Annotated in this window: 25 protein-coding genes and 1 pseudogene; 16 read left to right on the top strand and 10 right to left on the bottom strand. The window is 41.2% G+C overall.

Going from position 1 to position 20,229, the window contains the following annotated elements; all coding sequences use genetic code 11:
• Positions 1–26: 26 nt before the first annotated feature.
• On the top strand, positions 27–1,466 hold the full coding sequence (locus M1D84_RS16195) for a DHA2 family efflux MFS transporter permease subunit (RefSeq protein WP_024425407.1): 1,440 nt from the start codon (positions 27–29) through the stop codon (positions 1,464–1,466).
• Between the two features lie 70 nt (positions 1,467–1,536).
• Here the strand turns inward: M1D84_RS16195 and M1D84_RS16190 are convergent.
• Positions 1,537–2,687 (bottom strand): IS3 family transposase gene (locus M1D84_RS16190; RefSeq protein ID WP_206534229.1). Its coding sequence is split into 2 segments (ribosomal slippage): positions 1,537–2,414 and positions 2,414–2,687, totalling 1,152 coding nucleotides; the frame shifts between segments, so codons are not numbered across the junction.
• A gap of 262 nt (positions 2,688–2,949) precedes the next feature.
• Between M1D84_RS16190 and M1D84_RS16185 the strand changes: the two genes are divergently transcribed.
• From M1D84_RS16185 to M1D84_RS16175, 3 genes and pseudogenes are all read left to right on the top strand, one after another.
• Positions 2,950–3,843, top strand: a complete 894-nt coding sequence (locus tag M1D84_RS16185; RefSeq protein ID WP_024425408.1) for an alpha/beta hydrolase — start codon at positions 2,950–2,952, stop codon at positions 3,841–3,843.
• A gap of 102 nt (positions 3,844–3,945) precedes the next feature.
• A pseudogene (locus M1D84_RS16180) lies at positions 3,946–4,063 on the top strand (MmcQ/YjbR family DNA-binding protein); the annotation flags it as partial.
• Positions 4,064–4,233: 170 nt separating this feature from the next.
• Positions 4,234–4,995 carry an SDR family NAD(P)-dependent oxidoreductase gene (locus M1D84_RS16175; protein ID WP_024425409.1) on the top strand — a complete coding sequence of 254 codons (762 nt, stop codon included), beginning with the start codon at positions 4,234–4,236 and terminating at the stop codon, positions 4,993–4,995.
• A 220-nt stretch (positions 4,996–5,215) separates the two neighbouring features.
• Here the strand turns inward: M1D84_RS16175 and M1D84_RS16170 are convergent, their stop codons facing one another.
• Positions 5,216–5,584, bottom strand: coding sequence for a UPF0715 family protein (locus M1D84_RS16170; protein WP_024425410.1), 369 nt, complete (start codon positions 5,582–5,584; stop codon positions 5,216–5,218).
• 277 nt (positions 5,585–5,861) lie between these two features.
• Between M1D84_RS16170 and M1D84_RS16165 the strand changes: the two genes are divergently transcribed.
• The gene (locus tag M1D84_RS16165; protein WP_332285698.1) at positions 5,862–7,010 is read left to right on the top strand and encodes a type II asparaginase; all 1,149 of its coding nucleotides are present in this window, start codon (positions 5,862–5,864) and stop codon (positions 7,008–7,010) included.
• 35 nt (positions 7,011–7,045) lie between these two features.
• Here M1D84_RS16165 and M1D84_RS16160 read toward each other — a convergent pair whose 3' ends face one another.
• Complete coding sequence (locus tag M1D84_RS16160; protein WP_073204008.1) at positions 7,046–7,939, bottom strand: alpha/beta fold hydrolase; 894 nt, start codon at positions 7,937–7,939, stop codon at positions 7,046–7,048.
• Between the two features lie 56 nt (positions 7,940–7,995).
• Positions 7,996–8,448, bottom strand: coding sequence for a MarR family winged helix-turn-helix transcriptional regulator (locus tag M1D84_RS16155; RefSeq protein ID WP_073204011.1), 453 nt, complete (start codon positions 8,446–8,448; stop codon positions 7,996–7,998).
• Positions 8,449–8,868: 420 nt separating this feature from the next.
• On the opposite strand from M1D84_RS16155, the gene M1D84_RS16150 reads away from it, so the two are divergent.
• The 3 genes from M1D84_RS16150 to M1D84_RS16140 all read left to right on the top strand — a co-directional run bounded on the left by M1D84_RS16150 (position 8,869) and on the right by M1D84_RS16140 (position 11,636).
• On the top strand, positions 8,869–9,474 hold the full coding sequence (locus tag M1D84_RS16150; protein ID WP_122631434.1) for a TetR/AcrR family transcriptional regulator: 606 nt from the start codon (positions 8,869–8,871) through the stop codon (positions 9,472–9,474).
• A gap of 31 nt (positions 9,475–9,505) precedes the next feature.
• Complete coding sequence (locus tag M1D84_RS16145) at positions 9,506–10,708, top strand: MFS transporter (protein ID WP_024425416.1); 1,203 nt, start codon at positions 9,506–9,508, stop codon at positions 10,706–10,708.
• A 139-nt stretch (positions 10,709–10,847) separates the two neighbouring features.
• Entirely contained in the window at positions 10,848–11,636 is a 789-nt protein-coding gene (locus tag M1D84_RS16140) for a GNAT family N-acetyltransferase (RefSeq protein ID WP_332285694.1), read from the top strand.
• On the opposite strand, the gene M1D84_RS16135 is transcribed toward M1D84_RS16140, so the two are convergent.
• Positions 11,628–12,101, bottom strand: coding sequence for a GNAT family N-acetyltransferase (locus M1D84_RS16135; protein ID WP_024425417.1), 474 nt, complete (start codon positions 12,099–12,101; stop codon positions 11,628–11,630). The genes M1D84_RS16140 and M1D84_RS16135 overlap by 9 nt on opposite strands.
• Before the next feature lie 41 nt (positions 12,102–12,142).
• Here M1D84_RS16135 and M1D84_RS16130 point away from each other — a divergent pair, with 41 nt between their 5' ends.
• Positions 12,143–12,412 carry a YesK-like family protein gene (locus tag M1D84_RS16130; RefSeq protein WP_458106328.1) on the top strand — a complete coding sequence of 90 codons (270 nt, stop codon included), beginning with the start codon at positions 12,143–12,145 and terminating at the stop codon, positions 12,410–12,412.
• Here M1D84_RS16130 and M1D84_RS16125 read toward each other — a convergent pair.
• The 3 genes from M1D84_RS16125 to M1D84_RS16115 form a co-directional block, all read right to left on the bottom strand.
• A complete protein-coding gene (locus tag M1D84_RS16125; protein WP_024425419.1) occupies positions 12,409–12,948 on the bottom strand; it encodes a GNAT family N-acetyltransferase in 540 nt (179 codons plus the stop codon). The genes M1D84_RS16130 and M1D84_RS16125 overlap by 4 nt on opposite strands.
• Positions 12,945–13,340 (bottom strand): VOC family protein, encoded by a 396-nt coding sequence (locus M1D84_RS16120; protein ID WP_024425420.1) that lies wholly within the window; start codon positions 13,338–13,340, stop codon positions 12,945–12,947. The genes M1D84_RS16125 and M1D84_RS16120 overlap by 4 nt, the downstream gene beginning before the upstream one ends.
• 68 nt (positions 13,341–13,408) lie before the next feature.
• Positions 13,409–14,032 carry a GNAT family N-acetyltransferase gene (locus M1D84_RS16115; protein WP_024425421.1) on the bottom strand — a complete coding sequence of 208 codons (624 nt, stop codon included), beginning with the start codon at positions 14,030–14,032 and terminating at the stop codon, positions 13,409–13,411.
• A gap of 149 nt (positions 14,033–14,181) precedes the next feature.
• On the opposite strand from M1D84_RS16115, the gene M1D84_RS16110 reads away from it, so the two are divergent.
• The 6 genes from M1D84_RS16110 (at position 14,182) to M1D84_RS16085 (ending at position 18,256) form a co-directional block, all read left to right on the top strand.
• Positions 14,182–14,733: a TetR/AcrR family transcriptional regulator gene (locus tag M1D84_RS16110; RefSeq protein WP_024425422.1), complete on the top strand. Its 552-nt coding sequence runs from the start codon at positions 14,182–14,184 to the stop codon at positions 14,731–14,733.
• A gap of 77 nt (positions 14,734–14,810) precedes the next feature.
• A complete protein-coding gene (locus tag M1D84_RS16105; RefSeq protein ID WP_024425423.1) occupies positions 14,811–15,353 on the top strand; it encodes a dihydrofolate reductase family protein in 543 nt (180 codons plus the stop codon).
• A 108-nt stretch (positions 15,354–15,461) separates the two neighbouring features.
• Positions 15,462–15,935: a MarR family winged helix-turn-helix transcriptional regulator gene (locus M1D84_RS16100; RefSeq protein ID WP_024425424.1), complete on the top strand. Its 474-nt coding sequence runs from the start codon at positions 15,462–15,464 to the stop codon at positions 15,933–15,935.
• Positions 15,919–16,542 (top strand): nitroreductase family protein, encoded by a 624-nt coding sequence (locus tag M1D84_RS16095; protein WP_024425425.1) that lies wholly within the window; start codon positions 15,919–15,921, stop codon positions 16,540–16,542. Before M1D84_RS16100 ends, M1D84_RS16095 begins: the two co-directional genes overlap by 17 nt.
• Before the next feature lie 17 nt (positions 16,543–16,559).
• Positions 16,560–17,612, top strand: coding sequence for an LLM class flavin-dependent oxidoreductase (locus M1D84_RS16090; protein WP_024425426.1), 1,053 nt, complete (start codon positions 16,560–16,562; stop codon positions 17,610–17,612).
• Between the two features lie 350 nt (positions 17,613–17,962).
• Positions 17,963–18,256, top strand: coding sequence for a hypothetical protein (locus M1D84_RS16085; protein WP_122631428.1), 294 nt, complete (start codon positions 17,963–17,965; stop codon positions 18,254–18,256).
• Between the two features lie 33 nt (positions 18,257–18,289).
• Here M1D84_RS16085 and M1D84_RS16080 read toward each other — a convergent pair whose 3' ends face one another.
• The gene (locus M1D84_RS16080; RefSeq protein WP_024425428.1) at positions 18,290–18,853 is read right to left on the bottom strand and encodes a helix-turn-helix domain-containing protein; all 564 of its coding nucleotides are present in this window, start codon (positions 18,851–18,853) and stop codon (positions 18,290–18,292) included.
• A 110-nt stretch (positions 18,854–18,963) separates the two neighbouring features.
• Here M1D84_RS16080 and M1D84_RS16075 point away from each other — a divergent pair, with 110 nt between their 5' ends.
• Positions 18,964–19,551: a LysE family transporter gene (locus M1D84_RS16075; protein ID WP_458106327.1), complete on the top strand. Its 588-nt coding sequence runs from the start codon at positions 18,964–18,966 to the stop codon at positions 19,549–19,551.
• A 4-nt stretch (positions 19,552–19,555) separates the two neighbouring features.
• On the opposite strand, the gene M1D84_RS16070 is transcribed toward M1D84_RS16075, so the two are convergent.
• Positions 19,556–20,107 carry an N-acetyltransferase family protein gene (locus M1D84_RS16070; protein ID WP_458106473.1) on the bottom strand — a complete coding sequence of 184 codons (552 nt, stop codon included), beginning with the start codon at positions 20,105–20,107 and terminating at the stop codon, positions 19,556–19,558.
• Between the last annotated feature and the right edge of the window lie 122 nt (positions 20,108–20,229).

The raw sequence follows: 20,229 nt of genomic DNA, 5'->3' as shown, positions 1-20,229 counted from the left end.
TGAAAAAGAAAAGGAGCCAACTTAATATGAACAAACAGAAAGCAGCAGCTTCTGAAATTCGAACGCTGCCCATTATTATTTCTTTTATCACGGCTGGATTTATTGGCTTGTTCAGTGAAACGGCATTAAACATGGCGTTGAGAAGTTTAACGTTAGACTTTGGAATTGAAGCGACGACTGCTCAGTGGCTGACAACAGGATATTTATTAACACTTGGTATTCTCGTACCGATTTCAGGACTCATTCTTCAATGGTTTACGACAAGACAGCTTTTCATTACATCGCTCGTCTTTTCAATCATCGGAACATTTATTGCGGCGGTTGCGCCGGTCTTTAGTATTTTAATGGTAGCACGTGTCGTGCAGGCAGTCGGCACAGCATTGCTTCTGCCGTTGATGTTTAATACGATTTTGGTCATCATCCCGCCTCATAAACGAGGCAGATCGATGGGGATTATTGGTCTTGTGATCATGTTTGCACCAGCTGTCGGTCCAACCGTCTCTGGTCTTATTCTGAAATCGCTGACGTGGCATTGGATTTTCTGGATTTCACTTCCTTTATTAATTGCTGCACTCGTATTTGGTTATATCTTTATGCAAAATATTACAGAACCAACAAGACCGAAAATCGATATCTTATCAATTGTGCTTTCAACCATTGGTTTCGGCGGAATTGTGTATGGCTTTAGCAGTGCCGGAGAAGGCGGCGGCTGGAGCAGTATGCATGTCATCGTGGCAATTGTCGTTGGTGTCATAGGGATTCTCGTGTTCTCCTTAAGACAGTTGAACATGAAAGAACCAATGCTGAACTTAAGCCCGTTTAAATATCCGATGTTTGTCATTGGGTTACTTCTGATTTTAGTGTGTATGATGGTGATGCTGTCTGCTATGATGATTTTGCCATTGTATCTGCAAACGTCCTTGGCGCTTTCTACATTTACAGCAGGTTTAATGCTATTGCCAGGTGGAATTATCAACGGACTGCTATCCCCAATCATGGGTGGTCTATTTGATAAATTTGGTCCAAAATGGCTTGTCATTCCAGGTCTTGTCATTGTCGCAGCGACGATGTTTGGCTTTACGAATCTAAGTGTGAATACGTCGATTGGATTCATTGTAACCCTTCATATTACATTAATGATCGGAATCGCGATGATCATGATGCCTGCTCAAACAAATGGATTGAATCAGCTGCCGCCAGAGCTATATCCGCATGGTACAGCGATTATGAATACATTGCAGCAGGTGGCAGGAGCCATTGGTACTGCGATCGGTATCTCGATCCTTTCATCAGGAGCCCGCAGCTTTATGGAAAATGTGTCTGATCCCTCAAATCCGATGAATCAGCTGCTCGCCTTTACAAATGGCGTCCAGCATGCATTTATCTTTGCAGTGATCATGACGATCATCGGTTTGATTATTGCCTTCTTCATTAAACGAGTGAACGTAGAACAACAAGTATCATAAGAGAAATGAAAAGCACTGTGGACATAGCGCGGGACTGACCCCCGTTTTTGAGACAGGGATCAAAACACCTTTATACAGCCAATTGCCGATAGTTGATCGGTGATTGGTTGTTTAGTTTTGTTTGAATACGAATGTTGTTATAATAATAAATGTATTCTTTGACAGTGCGTTCTACGATGGTGGTCGTAGTTCGATCAATGCTGTTAAGATAGAACGTTTCAGACTTTAGCGAGGAATGAAACGATTCGATGGAGGCATTATCAGCGGGCGTCCCTTTACGGGACATGCTCATGGTAATGCCTTTTATATGAACAGCTTTCTGATACTCGTAAGATGTATACACAGAACCTTGGTCGCTATGTAACACACAGTTTTCAGGCAGTGCTGGGAGCTGATCAAGTGTGTTTAAAATAAAGTCTGTGTCCTGCTTATCACCAATCGTAAACGCAATCACTTCTCCATTATATAAATCCAATATACTGGAAAGGTACAATTGTTTCTGTCCATAAGGCAAATACGTGATGTCCGTTACTAGTTTTTCAAGAGGACGATCAGACTGAAAGTTCCGATCCAGTATATTACCGGCCACGGCATAGGGCTGCCCATTCTTCTTACGCTTTTTCATTTTAACCCGGCACTGCCACTGGTTTTTCTGCATGATACGTTGAACAGTTTTATGGTTAATACGCATTCTCACTTTTAGTAAGGCTGTGATTTTTCGGTATCCATATCGATACTTGTGCTCTCGGCACAACGTGCCGATTTGCTTCTCTAGTTGTTTTTTAGAATGATTCTGAGTCAGATCTTTTTTCCATCTATAGTACGAAGCGCGAGAGATGCTTAAATGGACACAAATGTCCTGTACTGTCATCATTTTGCACAATTCTTCTACTAGTTTGATTGACGTTTCCTTATCAACTTCCTTTCCAATTCGTTGTACTTTTTTAAAACTTCATTCTGTTGACTCAGATAGCGATTTTCTGCCTGCAGTCTCTCTAATTCGGAAGAGTACTCGGGACCCTTTCCATAGGTATATTGTTTTCCAACAGGCTGTTCGAACCGGTGTGTATCCCCAGCCTTATGCCACCTCACCCATGTCTGAACCTGCGTTTTATTTTTGATATTCAATTCCTGCATGATCTCTTTCATAGATACGCCTGCCAATCTCATGTCTACAGCCTTCTGCTTGACTTCAACCGGATAACTCACTCTTGTCCCCATAGAAAAAACACCTCCATGTTTTATTTCGGATTACAACGATCCGTTTTCAAACTTGAAGGTGTTTTTTATTTGTCTCATCTTATGGGGTCAGTCCCGCGCCGCAGTGCTTTTTTATTTGCTCAATGCTTGTTTCAAAGAGAGAGAAAAAGGGGAGATAGGTAAAAAGTGAACCAATGAAAACTGCTGCTGATTCAGTAGGAGGAAAAGAGGAAAAGGAAACGAATGAGTAACTAAGAAATGAATAAGATAGGAGTCTGAGATCATGAACTTAGAAGAACAAATCAAAATCGCTGCTTCATTACGCCAGCCATCTGAAGATTCATTAGCGAGTCAATCGGAACTAAAGCCAGTACATCCTCCTGAAGTGAACAAAATGGAATATGATATTCCAACAAGTGCTGGCGAAACAAAGGTGTGGGTATTTAAGCCAGTGAACGCATCCAAACAGCTGCTTCCTGTTTTTGTGAATTTACATGGCGGCGGATTTATCATGGGCAGTGCTGAAATGGATAATCCATGGTGTCCAGTCATTGCAGACCGGGCGCAATGTATCGTTGTCAATGTCGAGTATCAGCTTGCACCCGAGCACCCTTTCCCAGCCGCTCTTCATGAATGCTACGATGTACTGAAGTGGCTGTATGAACATCCTGATGAGCTTCAAATCGATCGGAATGCATTAGCCATTGGTGGACATAGCGCAGGAGGAAATTTGGCAACGGCTGCTTGTCTATTGAATATTCAAAAAGGAAATACACTCCCAATTGCCTATCAAGTGCTTGATTATCCGCCGCTTGATCTTGCCACTGATCCAGCACAAAAACCAGCGTTTGAAGAAGCGATCCCAGTTGAATTGGCGAGACTCTTTAATTCCTTCTATCTGCAAGGCCAAGATCCGCACAATCCGCTCGTTTCTCCGGTTTTTGCAGATCGTTCATCCTTAGCACAAATGCCTCCAGCTCTCGTCATCACAGCAGAGAGGGATTCGCTGGCTGAAGAAGCGGAGCAATATGCTGCCAAGTTAAAAGAAGCTGGGGTAGACGTCACGTACAAACAATTTAAAGGTGTCCCTCACGGCTTCACGCACGCCGGAGATTTAGCCATAGCTGAAGAAGCTTGGCATCTGATGGGGGATCAACTAAAGAAGGCGTTTGAATAAAAAAGCAGAGTGATTCAAAAGCACAGGAGACAATGGGCCTGTGCTTTTATTACTGTTTCTGAAAAAGAAAAGTGAATGTAAAAAGGGTCAGATATCTTTCCTCAAGGAATTATCCCTGGCTACTATATGAATAAGACTCATTGGAATTCCATTTACCTTGATGCAGACATTTGTAGAGGAGTTAATTGAACATTCCTACCAATTGGTTTTTCAAAAATGAACAAAAAAATCTCAACATGACCTCCTCCAAAATGATTCAAAAGGAAGTGACTGCGGAGTTGTATGTAAGTTAGACATAATGCCATCATTTGACTCTCTTCAAAATTGACTTGAGCGAAACGCTGTCGTTATAATTTAACCAGTTAGAAGACGCGAATAGGGGGATATAAAATGGGCTATACAGTCATTACAGGAGCAAGCTCAGGTATTGGATATGAGGCGGCTCTCGCCTTTGCAGCAAGAGGGAAAAATCTTATATTAGCTGCACGTCGGCTCGATAAACTCCAAGAATTGAAGAAGAAGATTCATGATCAATATCCCGATATCAAAGTAGTCATACAGTCAGTCGATTTAACAAACATAGAGCAAGTGTATTCATTTTATGAGTCATTGTCAGATTATGAGCTGGATACATTCATTAATAATGCAGGGTTTGGTCACTTTGGCTCTATAGGAGAACAAGATTTAAGTAAAATTGGGGCTATGCTTCATCTGAATATCGAAGCATTAACGATTCTATCCACCTTATTTGTTCGTGATTATGAGCAAGTAGAGGGAGCGCAGCTCATTAACATTTCTTCACGAGCCGGCTATACAGTCGTCGGCAATGCGGTCACCTATTCAGCAACGAAGTTTTACGTGAGCGCCTTTACAGAAGGGCTGGCCCTAGAGTTGAAAGGAAAAGGAGCCAAATTACAGGCAAAAGTATTAGCGCCATCCGCGACAGAATCAGAATTTGCAAAGCGTTCATTGGATGTAGACGAATTTGAATATGAAGGCAATTTCAAGAAATATCATACATCAAAAGAAATGGCAGCTTGTATGCTTGAGCTTTATGACAGTGAAAAAACAGTCGGTATTGTGGACGGAAAGACATTCGAATTTGAATTAAAAGATCCGATCTTTTCACATGCTGGTACAGTTATGAAATAAAGATTCCATCACTGAGGGAGATATCCTCAGTGATTTTTTTATGGTGTGATTGACTGTGTGGTCAAGCATAGGAGGAATGTAACAAGTGAAGGCGATGAAGCATCACAAAACAGAACAGGATTTTGTATGTCCTAGGAAGATCGCTCAAAATGGATTCCGACTATTTGATGAGAAAAAGATAGACATGCTTTAAAGAAACTAATGAAAAAACACCTTCGCATTAGGTGTTTTTTTCATACATTCTTTGATAAAACAAAGAATCACAAGTCCAGTAGATAAGACTGCTCATGATGATGATGGGTAAAGACGCCTTACTCCCAATTCCATCAATGAAAAAGAGCATGACAACCATTGCAATCAGTAAATAAGTAGCTAAATAAAGAGGATGGAAAGCCTTTGGCTGTAAAGAAAACAATAACTGCAAAGGAACCGCAAAGACGAAATAAAAAACAAAAAAGATAGGAATATAAAATATCAGAAACGCAGGCTCAGCTTGAATAGGTGGAAATAAGCAGACAAACAAGCCGAGTAAAATAGAGCTGATGAATAGTGTGATTAGGATTTTGTAAAAGGCTTGAAGCGAATGCAAAATGTATACTCCTTTTTTGTAAAATTCACTATATTTTATCATAAATTCATTATCAAGCATCTATTATTTTTAAAATACGCCACCTTCAATACTCAACTTAATTACAGCAAATTTAGGTAATAAGAATTGAATAAATCATTAATATAACGCCCTTTTTACCTTTATTTGGTTCTATATCTTTGGCCTCATGTCGATGAATGAAGGTATGGTATAAAGTAAAGCCTATAGAAAGAGATTTAGCCATGAAATCCATCAAATGAGGAAAAGAGATGATCCAATGAACATGACAAAATGGTTAGGTGCTGTCCTTCTTTCTGTTTTATTATTGGTGACAGCAGCCTGTGCGAACACAGGCACTCAAGAGAATACTCAAAGCGAAAAAGAAAACGTATCCAATGAAACAAAAGAGAAAAACAAGGCGGTTGAAACAGGGAATAAGTCCTTATCAAATATTAAGGTATTAGCCACGGGCGGGACGATTGCTGGCAGTTCAAACAGTGATACAGATACGACGGGCTATAAATCTGGTTCACTCGGCATTGATAAAGTCATTGCTTCCGTTCCACAGCTGAAGGATATTGCAAATGTCACGGGTGAGCAGGTTGTGAATGTCGGCAGTGAAAATGTTGATAACGCTCTTCTTTTAAAATTAGCCAAGCGAGTGAATGAACTATTAAAAGATGATCAAGTAGATGGCATTGTCATCACGCATGGAACAGATACACTTGAAGAAACAGCTTACTTTTTACATCTGGTTGTTAAAAGTGATAAGCCTGTGGTGGTCGTTGGCTCAATGAGACCAGCATCGGCAATCAGTGCGGATGGTCCGCTGAACTTGTATCATGCGGTGAAAATTGCATCAACCAAAGAAGCAAAGGGCAAGGGGGTCATGGTCACATTAAATGACCGAATTGCTTCGGCTCGATTTATTACGAAAGCAAACACGACCACAACCGATGCCTTCAAGTCTCTTGAACATGGCTATATTGGAGAAGTTGCGGGTGAAGTGGTTTCCTTTTATAACGAACCGATCAGAAAACATACATCAGAAAGTGAATTTGATGTTTCAAACATAAAAGAATTGCCACAAGTTGATATTTTATACGGCTATCAAAATGACCAAAAATATCTGTATGATGCAGCAGTAAAAGCAGGTGCGAAAGGAATTGTTGTAGCCGCAGCAGGAAATGGAACGATGTCAACAGAAGCCATCAAAGGGGCAACAGATGCAGTGAAAAAAGATGTGGTTCTTGTGAGATCAAGCCGCACGGGTAATGGAATTGTCACCCACGAAAAAACGGATGATGAACATCACTTTGTGTCGTCTGATTCATTAAACCCGCAAAAAGCACGTATTCTGCTCATGCTGGCACTGACGAAGACAAAAGATCCAGTTAAAGTGCAAAGGTATTATGAACAATATTAATGAAGAAAAAGACCCGAGGTATATTGGGTCTTTTTTTATGCATGTTCCTGATGTTCAGCACGCTCCTTTAAAGAGAGTAAAATATCTCGCCAAATATCGTCTACATCAGTAAGAAAGTGCCCTGCTTGATCTATATAATGGGTTTTGACGTTTGGAATCGCCTGAGCTATTTTTTCTATTTCTACAAATGGAGCCATTGTATCTTCTTTTCCGTGCCAGACATCAACAGGGATTTGAATATCTTTCATAGCGAATGCCCATGGTTTCGAGAGTAAAATGGGTTCACGAATACATTCATCCACCGATTGACGAGTCGCTTCGTATAAATGTGTCATCATCATCTCTAACTGCTCATCGGTTTGAAGGAATTGCCGATCCCACGGATGTAAATGCTTGTTCCCGTTTTTGGCCAGCTTCTTAAATTTCTCTGGTTTGTTCTCAATCATTTTCTTCTGGGAACGATAGCTTGCTTTCAATAGCCAAGGAAACTTCTTACTAAGGAAAAAGGCTAATTTATTTTCTTTCAGCATGTTTTTCGGCGGTTTCCCGTTCTGAAAATGGGTTGTACTTGAGATCAGAGCGGCTGAAAGGATGCGATCCGGCAATTGATAGGCACAACCAGCTGCGAATGCACCGCCTCCAGATACACCCATCACTGAAAAATGTTGAATACCAAGATCATCTGCCACTTCCAGCACGTCTTTTGCCCAGTCTAAAATTGTACGGTCAGGTAGAGGGGTAGATAAACCAAATCCAGGTCGATCCAAACAGATGAGACGAATGCCGAGTTCTTGAGAGATTGGATCATCATCTAAAAACATCACTCTTGATCCAGGTGTCCCATGAAAAAAGAATACTGGAAACCCCTCAAGATCACCGTATTGAGTCAAACCGATGTGACGGCCATCTTGTAAATGAATGCTTTGCATATTTTCATCCCCTTAATATTTTAGATAACTTAAATGTTGATGAGAGAAACACCGTATTAAGGCGTTTCTTTTGCAATCTGATAGATTTTTTCGTATAGAGATAGTAATGTTTTTAAATCTTCTTTTGGAAGCTTTGCATAATATTTTTGTATAAGGTGCAGTTGAATGTCTTCCGTATTCTTGTGATAGTCATGGCCCTTTTGAGCAAAATCAACAATAATTTCTCTTCGGTTATGTGGATTAATTTCTCGTTTGACATAGCCGAGCTTCTCAAGCTTTGATACAAGCTGGCTAGCTGCGCTGGCAGAAATCGAAAAGTAATCAGCTAATTCATTGATTGTTCTCGTTTTTGTGCGCAGTAGCTCAAGTGTCAGCTCTTGTTTGGCTGATAAATCTGCATACTCATGTTTTAAAAATCGCTGATACTCTTCTACATAAATTGAGCCTAGTGCATTCGAGTATTCAATGATCTTTTTACCGTAATGAATGATTTCCTCATCCAATGACATCACCTCTCTTCTATTATAGGTAATCTTTATATTTAAGTGAAGTTAAATATAAAGAAAAGTTAAATGAATGACGGATATACTGAAAGGGAGATCATCGGTATATCCACTTTTTCATCAAAAAGGGACAAAGAATACTTCCCATGATTCCCGCACATTCATAAAATGTCGTTGGCTTGAATTTGAACACGTAGTACGCCAAAGTAGCCATGAAAAGGTCGCAGAAGAAAAATACGTATAAGTCCTTTTTGGTGATAGCGCAAATGACTGTTCTGTTTGTTTTCACATGAATCACTCCTTATGAAGTCAATGCCTTTTTCATTGTATTATGAGGAAAATCCATTTATAATAAAAAAATAAACCAACTGGTCGGTTTTATTTTGTCCGTATGAAGAAATGCAGGGTAGAAAGGGATTGTGACACATGACAAGTACACAAAGCGGGGCTGGAAAGAGTGAGAAGACGAAGCAAAAAATCGTCACCGCTTCTCGTGATTTATTTGCGAAAAAAGGATATTCAGAAACATCCGTGCGCGATATTTTAGAGGCTGCTGAGGTGAGTAAAGGCAATCTCTATCATCATTTCAAAGGAAAAGAGTTTTTGTTTCTTCATATTATGGAAGAGGATCACCGTTTGATGATGGAAACATGGCATGAGGAGAAGAAAACACAGCACCGGGCTGTCGATAAGCTCGCTGCATTTGCAGAGATGCTCAGTCAAATGGGCATTAACTACCCATTAATGAGAGCGAGTGAGGAATTTTGTGCCAGTGCTTTTACATCAGACGAAGTCATGGAGCGGCTGAACAAGATTGATGTCGATTTTGATGATGTGATGAGAGATATCTTACTTGAGGGAAATGAAGATGGCAGCTGGTCGATCCAGCATGTGGAGTCAAAAGTAAAAATATTACTTTCCGTTTTTTATGGATTAGACGTGTTATATAAAAATGACACCATTGAGCAGAAGAAAGAGTTACAAAAAGAGGCGATCTCATTGTTTATTCACGGAATCAACCATCATGAGTAACAAGTGAGTCAGTAAAGGGGAAACAAACATCATGCAAAAACCGATTCGTGAGCAAAAAGCAGTACTCGTGATTTTATTAAGTAATATATTTATTGCGTTTTTAGGCATTGGTCTCATTATTCCTGTCATGCCGCTATTTATGAATGTGATGCATCTAACAGGGAGTACGATGGGATACCTTGTGGCGGCGTTTGCCGTTGCCCAGCTCATTGCATCACCTATTGCAGGGAGATGGGTAGACCGCTACGGAAGAAAGATTATGATTGTGTCTGGGCTGTTTCTATTCGCGTTATCAGAACTCGTTTTTGGTCTTGGTACACACGTGTATGTTCTGTATTTTGCAAGGCTTCTAGGCGGTATTAGTGCGGCATTTATTATGCCGGCTGTCACTGCATATGTCGCAGATATTACGACCGTTCAAGAAAGATCAAAGGCGATGGGCTATGTCTCTGCGGCTATTAGTACCGGTTTTATCATCGGCCCGGGAATTGGCGGGTTTATAGCAGAATACGGCGTACGCCTGCCATTCTTCTTTGCGGCAGGGATTGCGTTTATTGCCGTCATTTCGTCTATGTTTATGCTGAAGGAGCCTTTAACAAAAGAAGAGCGAGAGAAGCAAATGAATGAAGTGAAAGAATCGACTTTCTTTAAAGATTTGAAAAAATCAATTCATCCAAGCTACCTCATCGCCTTTATCATTGTGTTTGTCCTCGCATTTGGACTATCTGCATATGAAACAGTCTTTAGCTTGTTCACAAATCATAAGTTTGGATTTGGTCCAAAAGATATTGCCGTCATCATTACCGTCAGTTCGATTGTGGCAGTCATCATCCAAGTACTTGTGTTTGGTAAACTGGTAAATGCCCTAGGAGAAAAAAGAGTCATTCAGCTATGTCTGATTATCGGGGCTGTCCTTGCTTTCGTTTCAACCGTTGTTTCAGGCTTTTTGGTTGTTCTGATTGTCACATGTGTCATTTTCCTTGCGTTTGATTTATTGCGTCCAGCATTAACGACCTTCTTATCCAAAATCGCTGGCAACCAGCAAGGATTTGTCGCAGGGATGAACTCTACCTACACAAGCCTAGGTACGATTTTCGGGCCGGCACTTGGCGGCATTTTATTCGATCAAAATATTCATTTCCCATTTTTATTCGCAGGTGTTGTCTTATTTCTTGGATTAGGCTTAACCCTGATATGGAAGGGGAAGGTGACAGAAGAAGCATCAGCAGAATAATATTATCCAGAGTATAAGAGACCTTTTAAATGAGGTCTCTTTTTTTAAATGGCGCCTTTGATGCAAAATCCCTTTTTTGGCAAAGAATTCTCTATGTCAGCAGCTTTTTCTTTATAATGGAAGGAAAGGAGGAGAAATCGTGCATCTATTGAAGCAGCAAATGACACCATTAATGAAAAAAGGAATTCGGCAGATTGATCCGGCATATCCAGTGTTTGTAGATGCGGTCATGGATGGCATGATACAAGGACATCTTTATGTAGATGATGAAGCGCATCCGCTTGTTTATTTTCTCGAAGCTTCATGCGGCATTTATTATGTGGCAGGAAGGAGTGAAGCGGAGCTGTTGCGCTGTTCAGACTTCATTGTGGATGTGTACGAAAGGCAGAAAAGACAAAACGGCCGATTCACCTTATTTTCAGCAAATCCATTCACAGATGCGATGATGAAAAAATGTCTTGGGTTACATCTGAATGAAATGGAAAGACATGCGTACGTTTATTCACAGGCATATTCTCATGCCACTCAGCCTCATCCAGGCTATAGAGTAGAGCGGACAAATGAGCAGGTGATGACTGCAAGCAGTGCTTTCCCTTCTAGCTATTACGAAGCCTATTGGGGAGAAACAGCTCGTTTTCTATCAAAGGGAATCGGGATTGCCATTTTAAATGGAGAGAACGTGGTCAGTGAATGCGTCTCTATTTTTTCAAGTATGGATCGTGCGGAGATAGATATTTGGACAGATGAGTCTTATCGCGGAAAAGGTTTGGCGCTGCTGTCAGCTCAGCATATGATCAGCACCTGTCTTGAAAAAAAGAGGACACCGCATTGGGATTGCGATGTCCAGCACCTAGCTTCAATCAAACTGGCAGAGAAGTTAGGCTTTCAGAGGCTCAAAACCTATCGATTGTTTTATGGTTCAAGATGAGAAGGTTTTGAGATACCAAGCATCCATTGCAGAATGCTCAGAGCCTTCAAGCGGTTCTGAAAGAAGAGAAAAGCCATATCGCTGATAAAGGCCTATAGCTGCTGTTAATTCCCGGCGGGTTTCTAAATAACACGCTTCGTAGTATGCAGAGGCATATTCCAGCGCCGTATCCATCAGTTTTTTGCCCGCACCTTTTCCTTGTGCTTTTGGACTTAAATAAAGCTTTTGTAATTCACATACTCCCTTTGTAAATGGAGCAATCCCTACACCGCCCACAATCTCACTCTGCTCTTCAGCAATCCAATAGGCTGCATGAGTCAATGATTGATAGTATTCGAAAAGCTGGTCAAGTTGGGGATCAGTGTAGGCTGTTCCTTCAATCGCTAGATTCGCTGATTCTAGTGACTGGCGGATAATCGCTGCGATATACGGGTTGTCTTTTTGCTCAATGGGTCTAATGTTCATTTGAAGTACCTCCATTGTTATGGGTTAGGAGTTGATATCACATGTTCTGGCTGCAAACCGCCTTTTTTACAATCGTTGTCTTGTGTCTCTCATGGTGGGCAGGGAAAAGACGCCGGCAGCGCCATGCGGGGTTCATTGTCCCAATATGCTTGATTTTATTTGGTTTGGTTTTATTGATTGTTAGTTTTTTTATTGGCAGATGGGAAGGCATGGTGCTTAGTCTAGCGAGTATCTCTATCGTTCTCGCTTCCATCATTTGTTTAATCATCGTCACTGGAATTCAATTTTTTAAAAAAGATGACCCTTCTTAAGCAGGAGCATCTGTATTCATCATGTTTTTATATTCTTCACGAAGGATGCCCATGATGATGACATCTGAGTATGTACCGTTGAAATAGAGCGCTTGGCGTCTTTTTCCTTCGTATTGAAATCCGGCTTTCTCATAGCTTCGAAAAGCCCTTGGATTGTGGGAAAAGACTTCAAGCTCAAGCCGGTTGAGTTCTAATGTGTCAAAGGCAAATGCTTGAACCATCCGAACAGCTTCAGTGCCATAGCCTTTTTGAAAATACTCCGGCCCGTGAAGCGCAATGCGGAAGCTGGCCGTATGATTGATTGGATCAATGTCCACAATCGCCGCATCTCCAATCATCTCTTTCGTGTCCAGCAGACAAATGGCGAAATCTCGTCTGCTGTCATCCTGCAAAAAGCGGGTATAGGCGGAGCGAATTTCTTCTAGTGTGAACGTTTTGCGTGTGCCAGTCATATAAAGTGTTTCTGCATGCTGGCATCCTCTTTGAATACCAGGATAATCTTGCTCTTCAATCGGTCTCAAAAATATACGAGTCATGACGGATCACCCTCCTCTATATATCGAGAGATTTCAATTAAATTCAGATCAGGATCACGGATATAAACAGATTCAATTGGACCTAATGTACCTGTGCGTCTGACCGGCCCCTCTTCAATGGGGACCACTTGCTTCCGGAGGTGCAGCAGCAAACTGTCCATGTCTAAATCGGTGATAAAGCACAAATCATGAGATCCAGGAAGAGGATGAGCTGCTTTTGGCTCAAATTCATGACCAGCTTCATGAAGGTTGATCTTCTGTAAACCAAAACGAAGCGCTTTACGGCCTTCACCAAAAGTTTCTTCCTTCATCCCTAATACGTTTGTATAAAAGCGAATGGTGTCCTCCATATGTTGTACAGTCAACACGATATGATCAAGTCGTCGTATCATCAGTCTCTCCTCCAAGTATGATCATTGATTGAACTGACTCTATTATATCATCACCTGAAGAGGATACCTTATTTAATCACGGTTTTATAGCTCCAGCTTTCCAAGGACATTTCCTTTCCGCGCAGTACCCTTTCATCAAACTCCATCCAGCCATTTTTTCGGTAGAACTGACGATTGGCCTCGTTGTGTGTCATCAGTGTAAACAGTCCGCCGCCTTGCCGGGCGATAAAGGGAAAAAGGCATTGCTTTAACATGCGGCTTCCGAGTTTTTTTCCTTGCTGGTCTTTTGCCACGACAAGTGCTTCTAAATACCAGTAAGGCTGCTTTAAGGAAGAACATGCTTTTTTCGCCTCCTTTAACACACGGAACACATGCTGAACCGCCGATATACCGCCAATGAAGAGCAGCTTTAACCCACCTGATAACACATAATCCATGAAGCCTGGTTCAGGAAGACGCGGATGCTTTAAAAGGGCAGCAGACACAATGTTCTCGTTTTCAACCCCGACCAAACAGATTTGATGCTGAAAATACACCTTTGTATTGACCAAATGCAGCTGACGAGCGAAAGCAGAACGGTTTGAGACCTTTTCACATAATAGGTCAAAAAATGAATAGTCCTGAAACGAATCATCTAACAACTCTGCCACTTGAGGTAGTTCATCCTCTCTAGCAAGTCTAAAATGAAACATATAATGGTCCTCCTTTACTGAACACATATAGATTATTGAACATGTGTTGATTATAATAAGAAGTAAACCAATCGAACATCGGCAATGGATGAGATCCTGTTCATAAATAGACATTTGGCGCCTGATTGTTCAGCAATGGAGGGGATGTCATGAAGGACAGACGAACAATCAAAACAAAAAGAGCCATTCGTGAAAGCTTCCTTGAGCTGTTAAAGGAAAAGGAAGTGCAGCAGATTACGGTATCAGAGCTATCAAGGAAAGCGGATTTAGGCAGGGGAACCTTTTATTTGCACTATCAAGATGTGTTTGATTTATATGAACAGCTTGAGAAAGAACTATTCGATCAGCTCGGGGGGTTATATGATGAAACCTTTCCAAGTCAGGACCCTCTTGATATGCTTTCCTTTTTAAACAAAACGACGGAGTATTTGAAAGAGAATCAATATATGTTGACGTTATTTGTAAAACCAAATGGTCCAACGACAAACCAATTCAAAGCATTTTTCAAAGAAAAAATCATGAAAGAGTGGCAGCTTGATCAGCGGCCGATTACAGAGAATGAGCAAATAGAGGCCTCTTTTGTCGTGTCTGGTGTCGTGGGTGTACTCGAGGAATGGATTCACGAAGAAATGACCATTGATGCCGGCAAGCTCGCGCATAAATTATACGAACTTCTTCTCAAGGTGGAACAGGAATCGTAAAAAGTTATGTAGCCTTTGTCTTTCCTTTTTGATAAAATAGAATATATGTTCTTATTTGAAGTAAGGGAGTGGTGGGAGTGAGTGAGAAAAGGAAGCTGCTTTTTTATGGGGCGATGAGTATCGATGGATATTTAGCGAGAGAGGATCACCGGCTCGATTGGCTGATAGGGACAGAGGGCGAAGAAGAAACGAGCTACGACACCTTTTATGCGTCAGTCGATACGCTGATCATGGGGCGCAATACATATGAACAAGTGCTTCAGCTGTCACCAGATGAGTTTCCTTATGAAGGAAAGACATGTTATATCATGTCACGTACGTTACAAGACAGTCTGGAAGGAACCCATATCATTCGCGAAGATGTCTTATCATTTGTGAAAAAATTAAAGAATGAAACAGGCCGGAATATTTGGATTGTCGGCGGCGGGGGACTGCTTCAATCTTTCATAAAAGAAAGATTGGTTGATGAGCTTTTTCTTCAAATCGTACCTGTCATGATTGGAAGAGGAATTCCTCTCTTTTCGCCGGCGGATCTGGAATCTAGGTTCTCATTACAGGAAGTACATCAATATAAACAAATTGCTGAAATGCATTTTATCTTAAAAGAAGAGGATCACTGAACCAAGGTGGTCTTTTTTTTATGAAATAAACTCGTTGACAAGAAAATATCCTAGTGTTAGGATAAATTTATCCTAGTTTTAGGATTTCTTGAAAAAGGAGTAGTTGCCATGGTGCAGCATGATCATGAATTAGATTTAAGGCTATTCCGCGTGTGGATGAAAGCCTATCAAGCCCTTTTTACAAATATCCAAAAAGACATTGAACGTTATGATATCGGATTTGAAAACTTTCAGATCCTTGAATTGCTCTACAGTAAAGGGCCTCAGCCTGTTCAAAAAATTAGCGACATCCTGTCAATCCCAAGTGGAAGCATAACATATGTCGTGAACAAACTAGAAAAACAAGAACTGGTGAAAAGGCAATGTGCGCCTACAGATAAGCGGGTATTTCATGTACGGCTGACGGAAAAAGGGAAGCAATTGTTTGACGACATTTTCCCTAAACACACAGAGGTCATTTCGCAAAATCTAGCCTTTATTGAAAAAGAAGAAAAAGAGCAGCTCATTGAATTACTGAAAAAAATCGGTTTAGGTGCAAAACAACTTCGCGAAAAGGGGAAACAAGATGACACTCAGCTTTGATACGTTGGTACGTGAAAGACGATCCGCATCTAATTTTTTGCCAAATATCTCGATTTCGAGAGAAGAGCTTAACAGCATATTTGAAGAGGTCAAGCTGGCACCATCTGCTTTTAACTTACAGCATACACAATATGTTGTCGTCCAAACAGAAGAGCTGAAAGAACAAGTAAGAGAAGCGGCATTTGGACAATATAAAGTGCACTCTGCTTCAGCTGCGATCATCGTACTCGGAGACCCAAAAGCTTATGAGCACGCAGGGAACATATATGAAGGCCTAAAAATGCTAGGCATTATCAATGCGCAGCAATATGAAGAAATGGTCAGAGAGACCATGAGCTTTTATGTGCAGAGAGGAGCCGATTTCCAGAAGGAAGAGGCGATCCGCAATGCTTCCTTATCTGCCATGCTGTTTATGCTTGCCGCTAAAAATAAAGGCTGGGATACTTGCCCGATGATCGGTTTTGATCCCGAAGCAATGAAAAAGGTATTAAACATTCAATCAGATTTGGTTCCTGTGTTAATGATTACACTTGGAAAAGAAAAAGTAGAGAGCAGACAAGCGAGAGGCTACAGAAAGCCAGTTTCTGAATTTGTGACATATTTATAAGACAGGGGGTTCCCATCATGGAACTAGGAATTAGTACATTTGTTGAAACAACACCCGATTTTCAAACAGGAAAAACAGTCAGTCACGCACAGCGTATTCGAGAAGTAGTAGAGGAAATTATTTTAGCAGATCAAGTCGGTCTCGATGTATTTGGCGTAGGTGAGCATCACCGTGAGGATTTCGCCGCATCGAATCCAGCTGTCGTCTTAGCGGCTGCAGCCACACAAACAAAAAATATTCGTCTAACTAGTGCAGTGACAGTCCTTTCATCAGCAGATCCTGTTCGTGTATTTCAGGATTTTGCAACCTTAGATGGACTATCAAACGGACGTGCAGAAATTATGGCAGGCCGTGGTTCATTTATTGAATCATTCCCGCTCTTTGGCTATGACCTTGATGACTATGAAGAATTATTTGAAGAAAAGCTTGATTTGCTGTTGAAATTACAGCAGTCAGAGCGTGTAACATGGAGCGGAAAGCATCGCCCATCCATTCAGGATGTTGGGGTGTACCCAAGACCTGTTCAAGATCCGCTTCCAATCTGGATCGGCAGTGGAGGAAACCGTGAATCTGTCGTACGTGCTGGATTACTAGGGTTACCGCTTGTACTTGCCATTATTGGCGGAAGTCCTAGACAGTTCGCACCGCTCGTTCAGCTGTACAAGCAAGCGGCAGTGCACGCTGGACATGACCCTGAGAAATTAACTGTAGCATCACATTCTCATGGATTTGTTGCGGCAGAAACAGACCTGGCAGCAGATCAATTCTTCCCATCTACACAGCATGTGATGAACACATTAGCGAGAGAGCGCGGCTGGGGACCTTATACTCGTTCTACGTTTGATGCAGCGAGAACTTTAGAAGGCGCGCTGTATGTAGGAGATCCAGATACAGTGGCAGAGAAAGTCATTCACCTTAGAAAAAATGTAGGCATCACACGTTTTATGCTTCATGTACCGGTTGGTTCAATGCCGCATGATCAAGTGCTGAAAGCCATTGAGCTATTTGGAAAAGAAGTGGCTCCTAAAGTAAGAGAAGAGGTTGCCCGCTGGGAAGCAGAGCAAAAATAAATAAAAAGGCCGATCAAGAGAATAGGCTTGATCGGCCTTTTCTTATGCTTAAGGATCAATAACACATGGTTTCACTGTAGGGCATGAAGCAGCAGAAGCAAGTGGTGTGGTCGTCAAGGTGAAGAGGAAAACAAGTTGAAAACAGATGAGCCATTTTTTCATGAAATCACCTCCGTTCACAATTGTTTCACTAGATTGAGATGAGGATAAAAGCATAGAAGTATGTAACGCACTCTATCCAGCATAAGACAATGATATCATAATTTTCAAAAAAATGAAAAAATAAACTTACAAAAGTTCTAAATTATGGTATAGTTTATATGTTCAACAAAAAAGGGAGGGATTTTTTTATGAAAAAGGTCATGTCTTCTGTTTTGGTTGGAGCAATTGTCTTAACGGGTGCTGGAGTCACAACTGCCCCAGTGGAAGCAAAGGAGCAAACAAACAGTGAAATAACGGCTCAGGCCAGTCGAACTGTTTCAGTAACAAGAACATATACGACATCAAACATCCCAGAAAGTATTGTATATGCAGAGGATGGCTGGGTAGGGGTTTTAAAACAAACCTCTATTGAAGAATTAGGATTAGGAAAATATAGAGTCACATTTACTGGAACAGTGGTACGCGATCCGGGATTTAATTAAATAAAACGCAAAGCTGACAGGTGGACAAGCCTGTCAGCTTTTTTCATGAGGATAATAAAGAATCATTTGCATCCGTACCATTTGTTCTCCGGTTTGTTTATACGTGTGCGTCCGGTCCGCTTTAAAACGAATAGAGTCTCCGGCTTTTAAGGTGTATTGTTCATCACCAATGGATAAATCAAGGACTCCCTCAAAAACAGTGATCAATTCCTCTGTTCCCCCAATGTGTTCACTCGCACGAAGCGACCCGCCTCGATCAATTTCCACTCGGTACATTTCAAATTTCCCCCGGTCGTCAAAAGGGAAAGTCGTGTATACACGATATTTTCCATCATCTTCAGTTAAAACCTGTGCATCTTCCTTGCGTACTACCTTGATTTCAGGCTGTGGTGCGTGAATGAGCTCACTAAAAGATACCTTTAATCCGTTGGCGATTTTCCACAAAGTCGTGATGGTAGGGGTCGATTCTCCTCTTTCAATTTGTCCAATCATCGTCTTGCTGACACCAGTTAATTCTGCCATCTTTTCGAGGCTTAATTTTTTTTGATCTCTCAGAAGCCTCACATTTTTAGAAATAATCGATTGTACGTCTTCCATGAAAAAAGCTCCTTTCTCTATTTACTTTATAAAGACCGAACGTTACAATGAAACGTAATGTACGCAATAAAGTAATTAAAGTCTAAATAACGTATAAGGGAGGCGGCATTTTGATTGTATCCATGTTGATTTATGCTTTTGTTAGCAGCTTTAACCCAGGGCCCAACAACATCATGGCCATGGTCTTTACGAATAAATATGGGGTCAAGCAAACATTTCGATTTTGTTTAGGTGTAGGTATCGGATTTCTCGTCATTTTGTGTTTGAGCTGCTTCTTTAATCTCATCCTTTATCAAGTGATGCCGAAAATAGGATGGGTCATGGCGTTCATCGGAGCTGCATACATGATTTATTTAGCGGTCAAAATCATGAAAAGTAAAGGCGGGGATGACGAAACACTTGATCGCTACAATCATTTTATCCCTGGTATGATGCTGCAATTTATCAACCCAAAAGCGATTTTGTATGGATTGACTGTGATTTCAACATTTGTTTTGCCATATGGACAATCTAATATGCAGTATGTCATATGGACGCTGATTCTCGCACTCATTGGCTTTCTTGGTACATTCAGCTGGAGCTTATTTGGCTCTTTGTATAAGCGTTTTTTGACTGCTTACGAAAAACCGTTCCAGTATGTGATGGGGCTGCTTCTGATATACAGTGCGATTTCGATGATATGGGGCTATGTGATGTAAGTAGTCAGGAGCTTGGCAGCTGTCTGCCCATCACAACAGTATCATAATATAATCCGTCACTCAGCCGTTTATCGTTTTTTAATACGCCTTCAATCAAAAAGCCGTGGTTCTCATATAACCGAATAGCTTTTTTGTTCGTTTCCAGCACTTGAAGTGACATCTTCTGTATACCCTGCTGATCTGCCCAGTCGATTGAAGCGGCTAAAAGCTCTTTCCCGATGTGATAGCCCCAAGCATCTTTCTGGATGGCGACGCCAAATGTCACTTTGTGAGCAGAGCGCTTGAGTGAATGGCCCTCGCATCTTGAAAAACCGACAATTTTTCTTTCAATAGCAGCGACCAAAAATAAATGCCGGCTTTGCTTGCTATCCTCTTGAATCAAAGCCTCAAATGCTTTTTCATCAAGAAAGGCTTCGCCCGATTCACGGTCTAAATACTCTGTTTCACCATCGATTTTCAGTCTGAGAGCTGATAACTGTTTGGCATCGGCCGCTGAAGCGGACCGAATATGATAGGTCAACCCACGAACTGTGAATATTTTTTCAGAGACGATCATGAAATAGAACACCAACCCTTCTTCTAATGTCTATCATACCTGAAACGTGTACATCGCACACTCAGATGTTTTGTATCTTTCAAAAAGGCTAAATGAATAGTATCAAACGTGGAGGTGGAACA

Source organism: Bacillus sp. PK5-006, from assembly GCF_054161415.1.
This window is presented reverse-complemented; position numbering and strand designations above follow the sequence as displayed.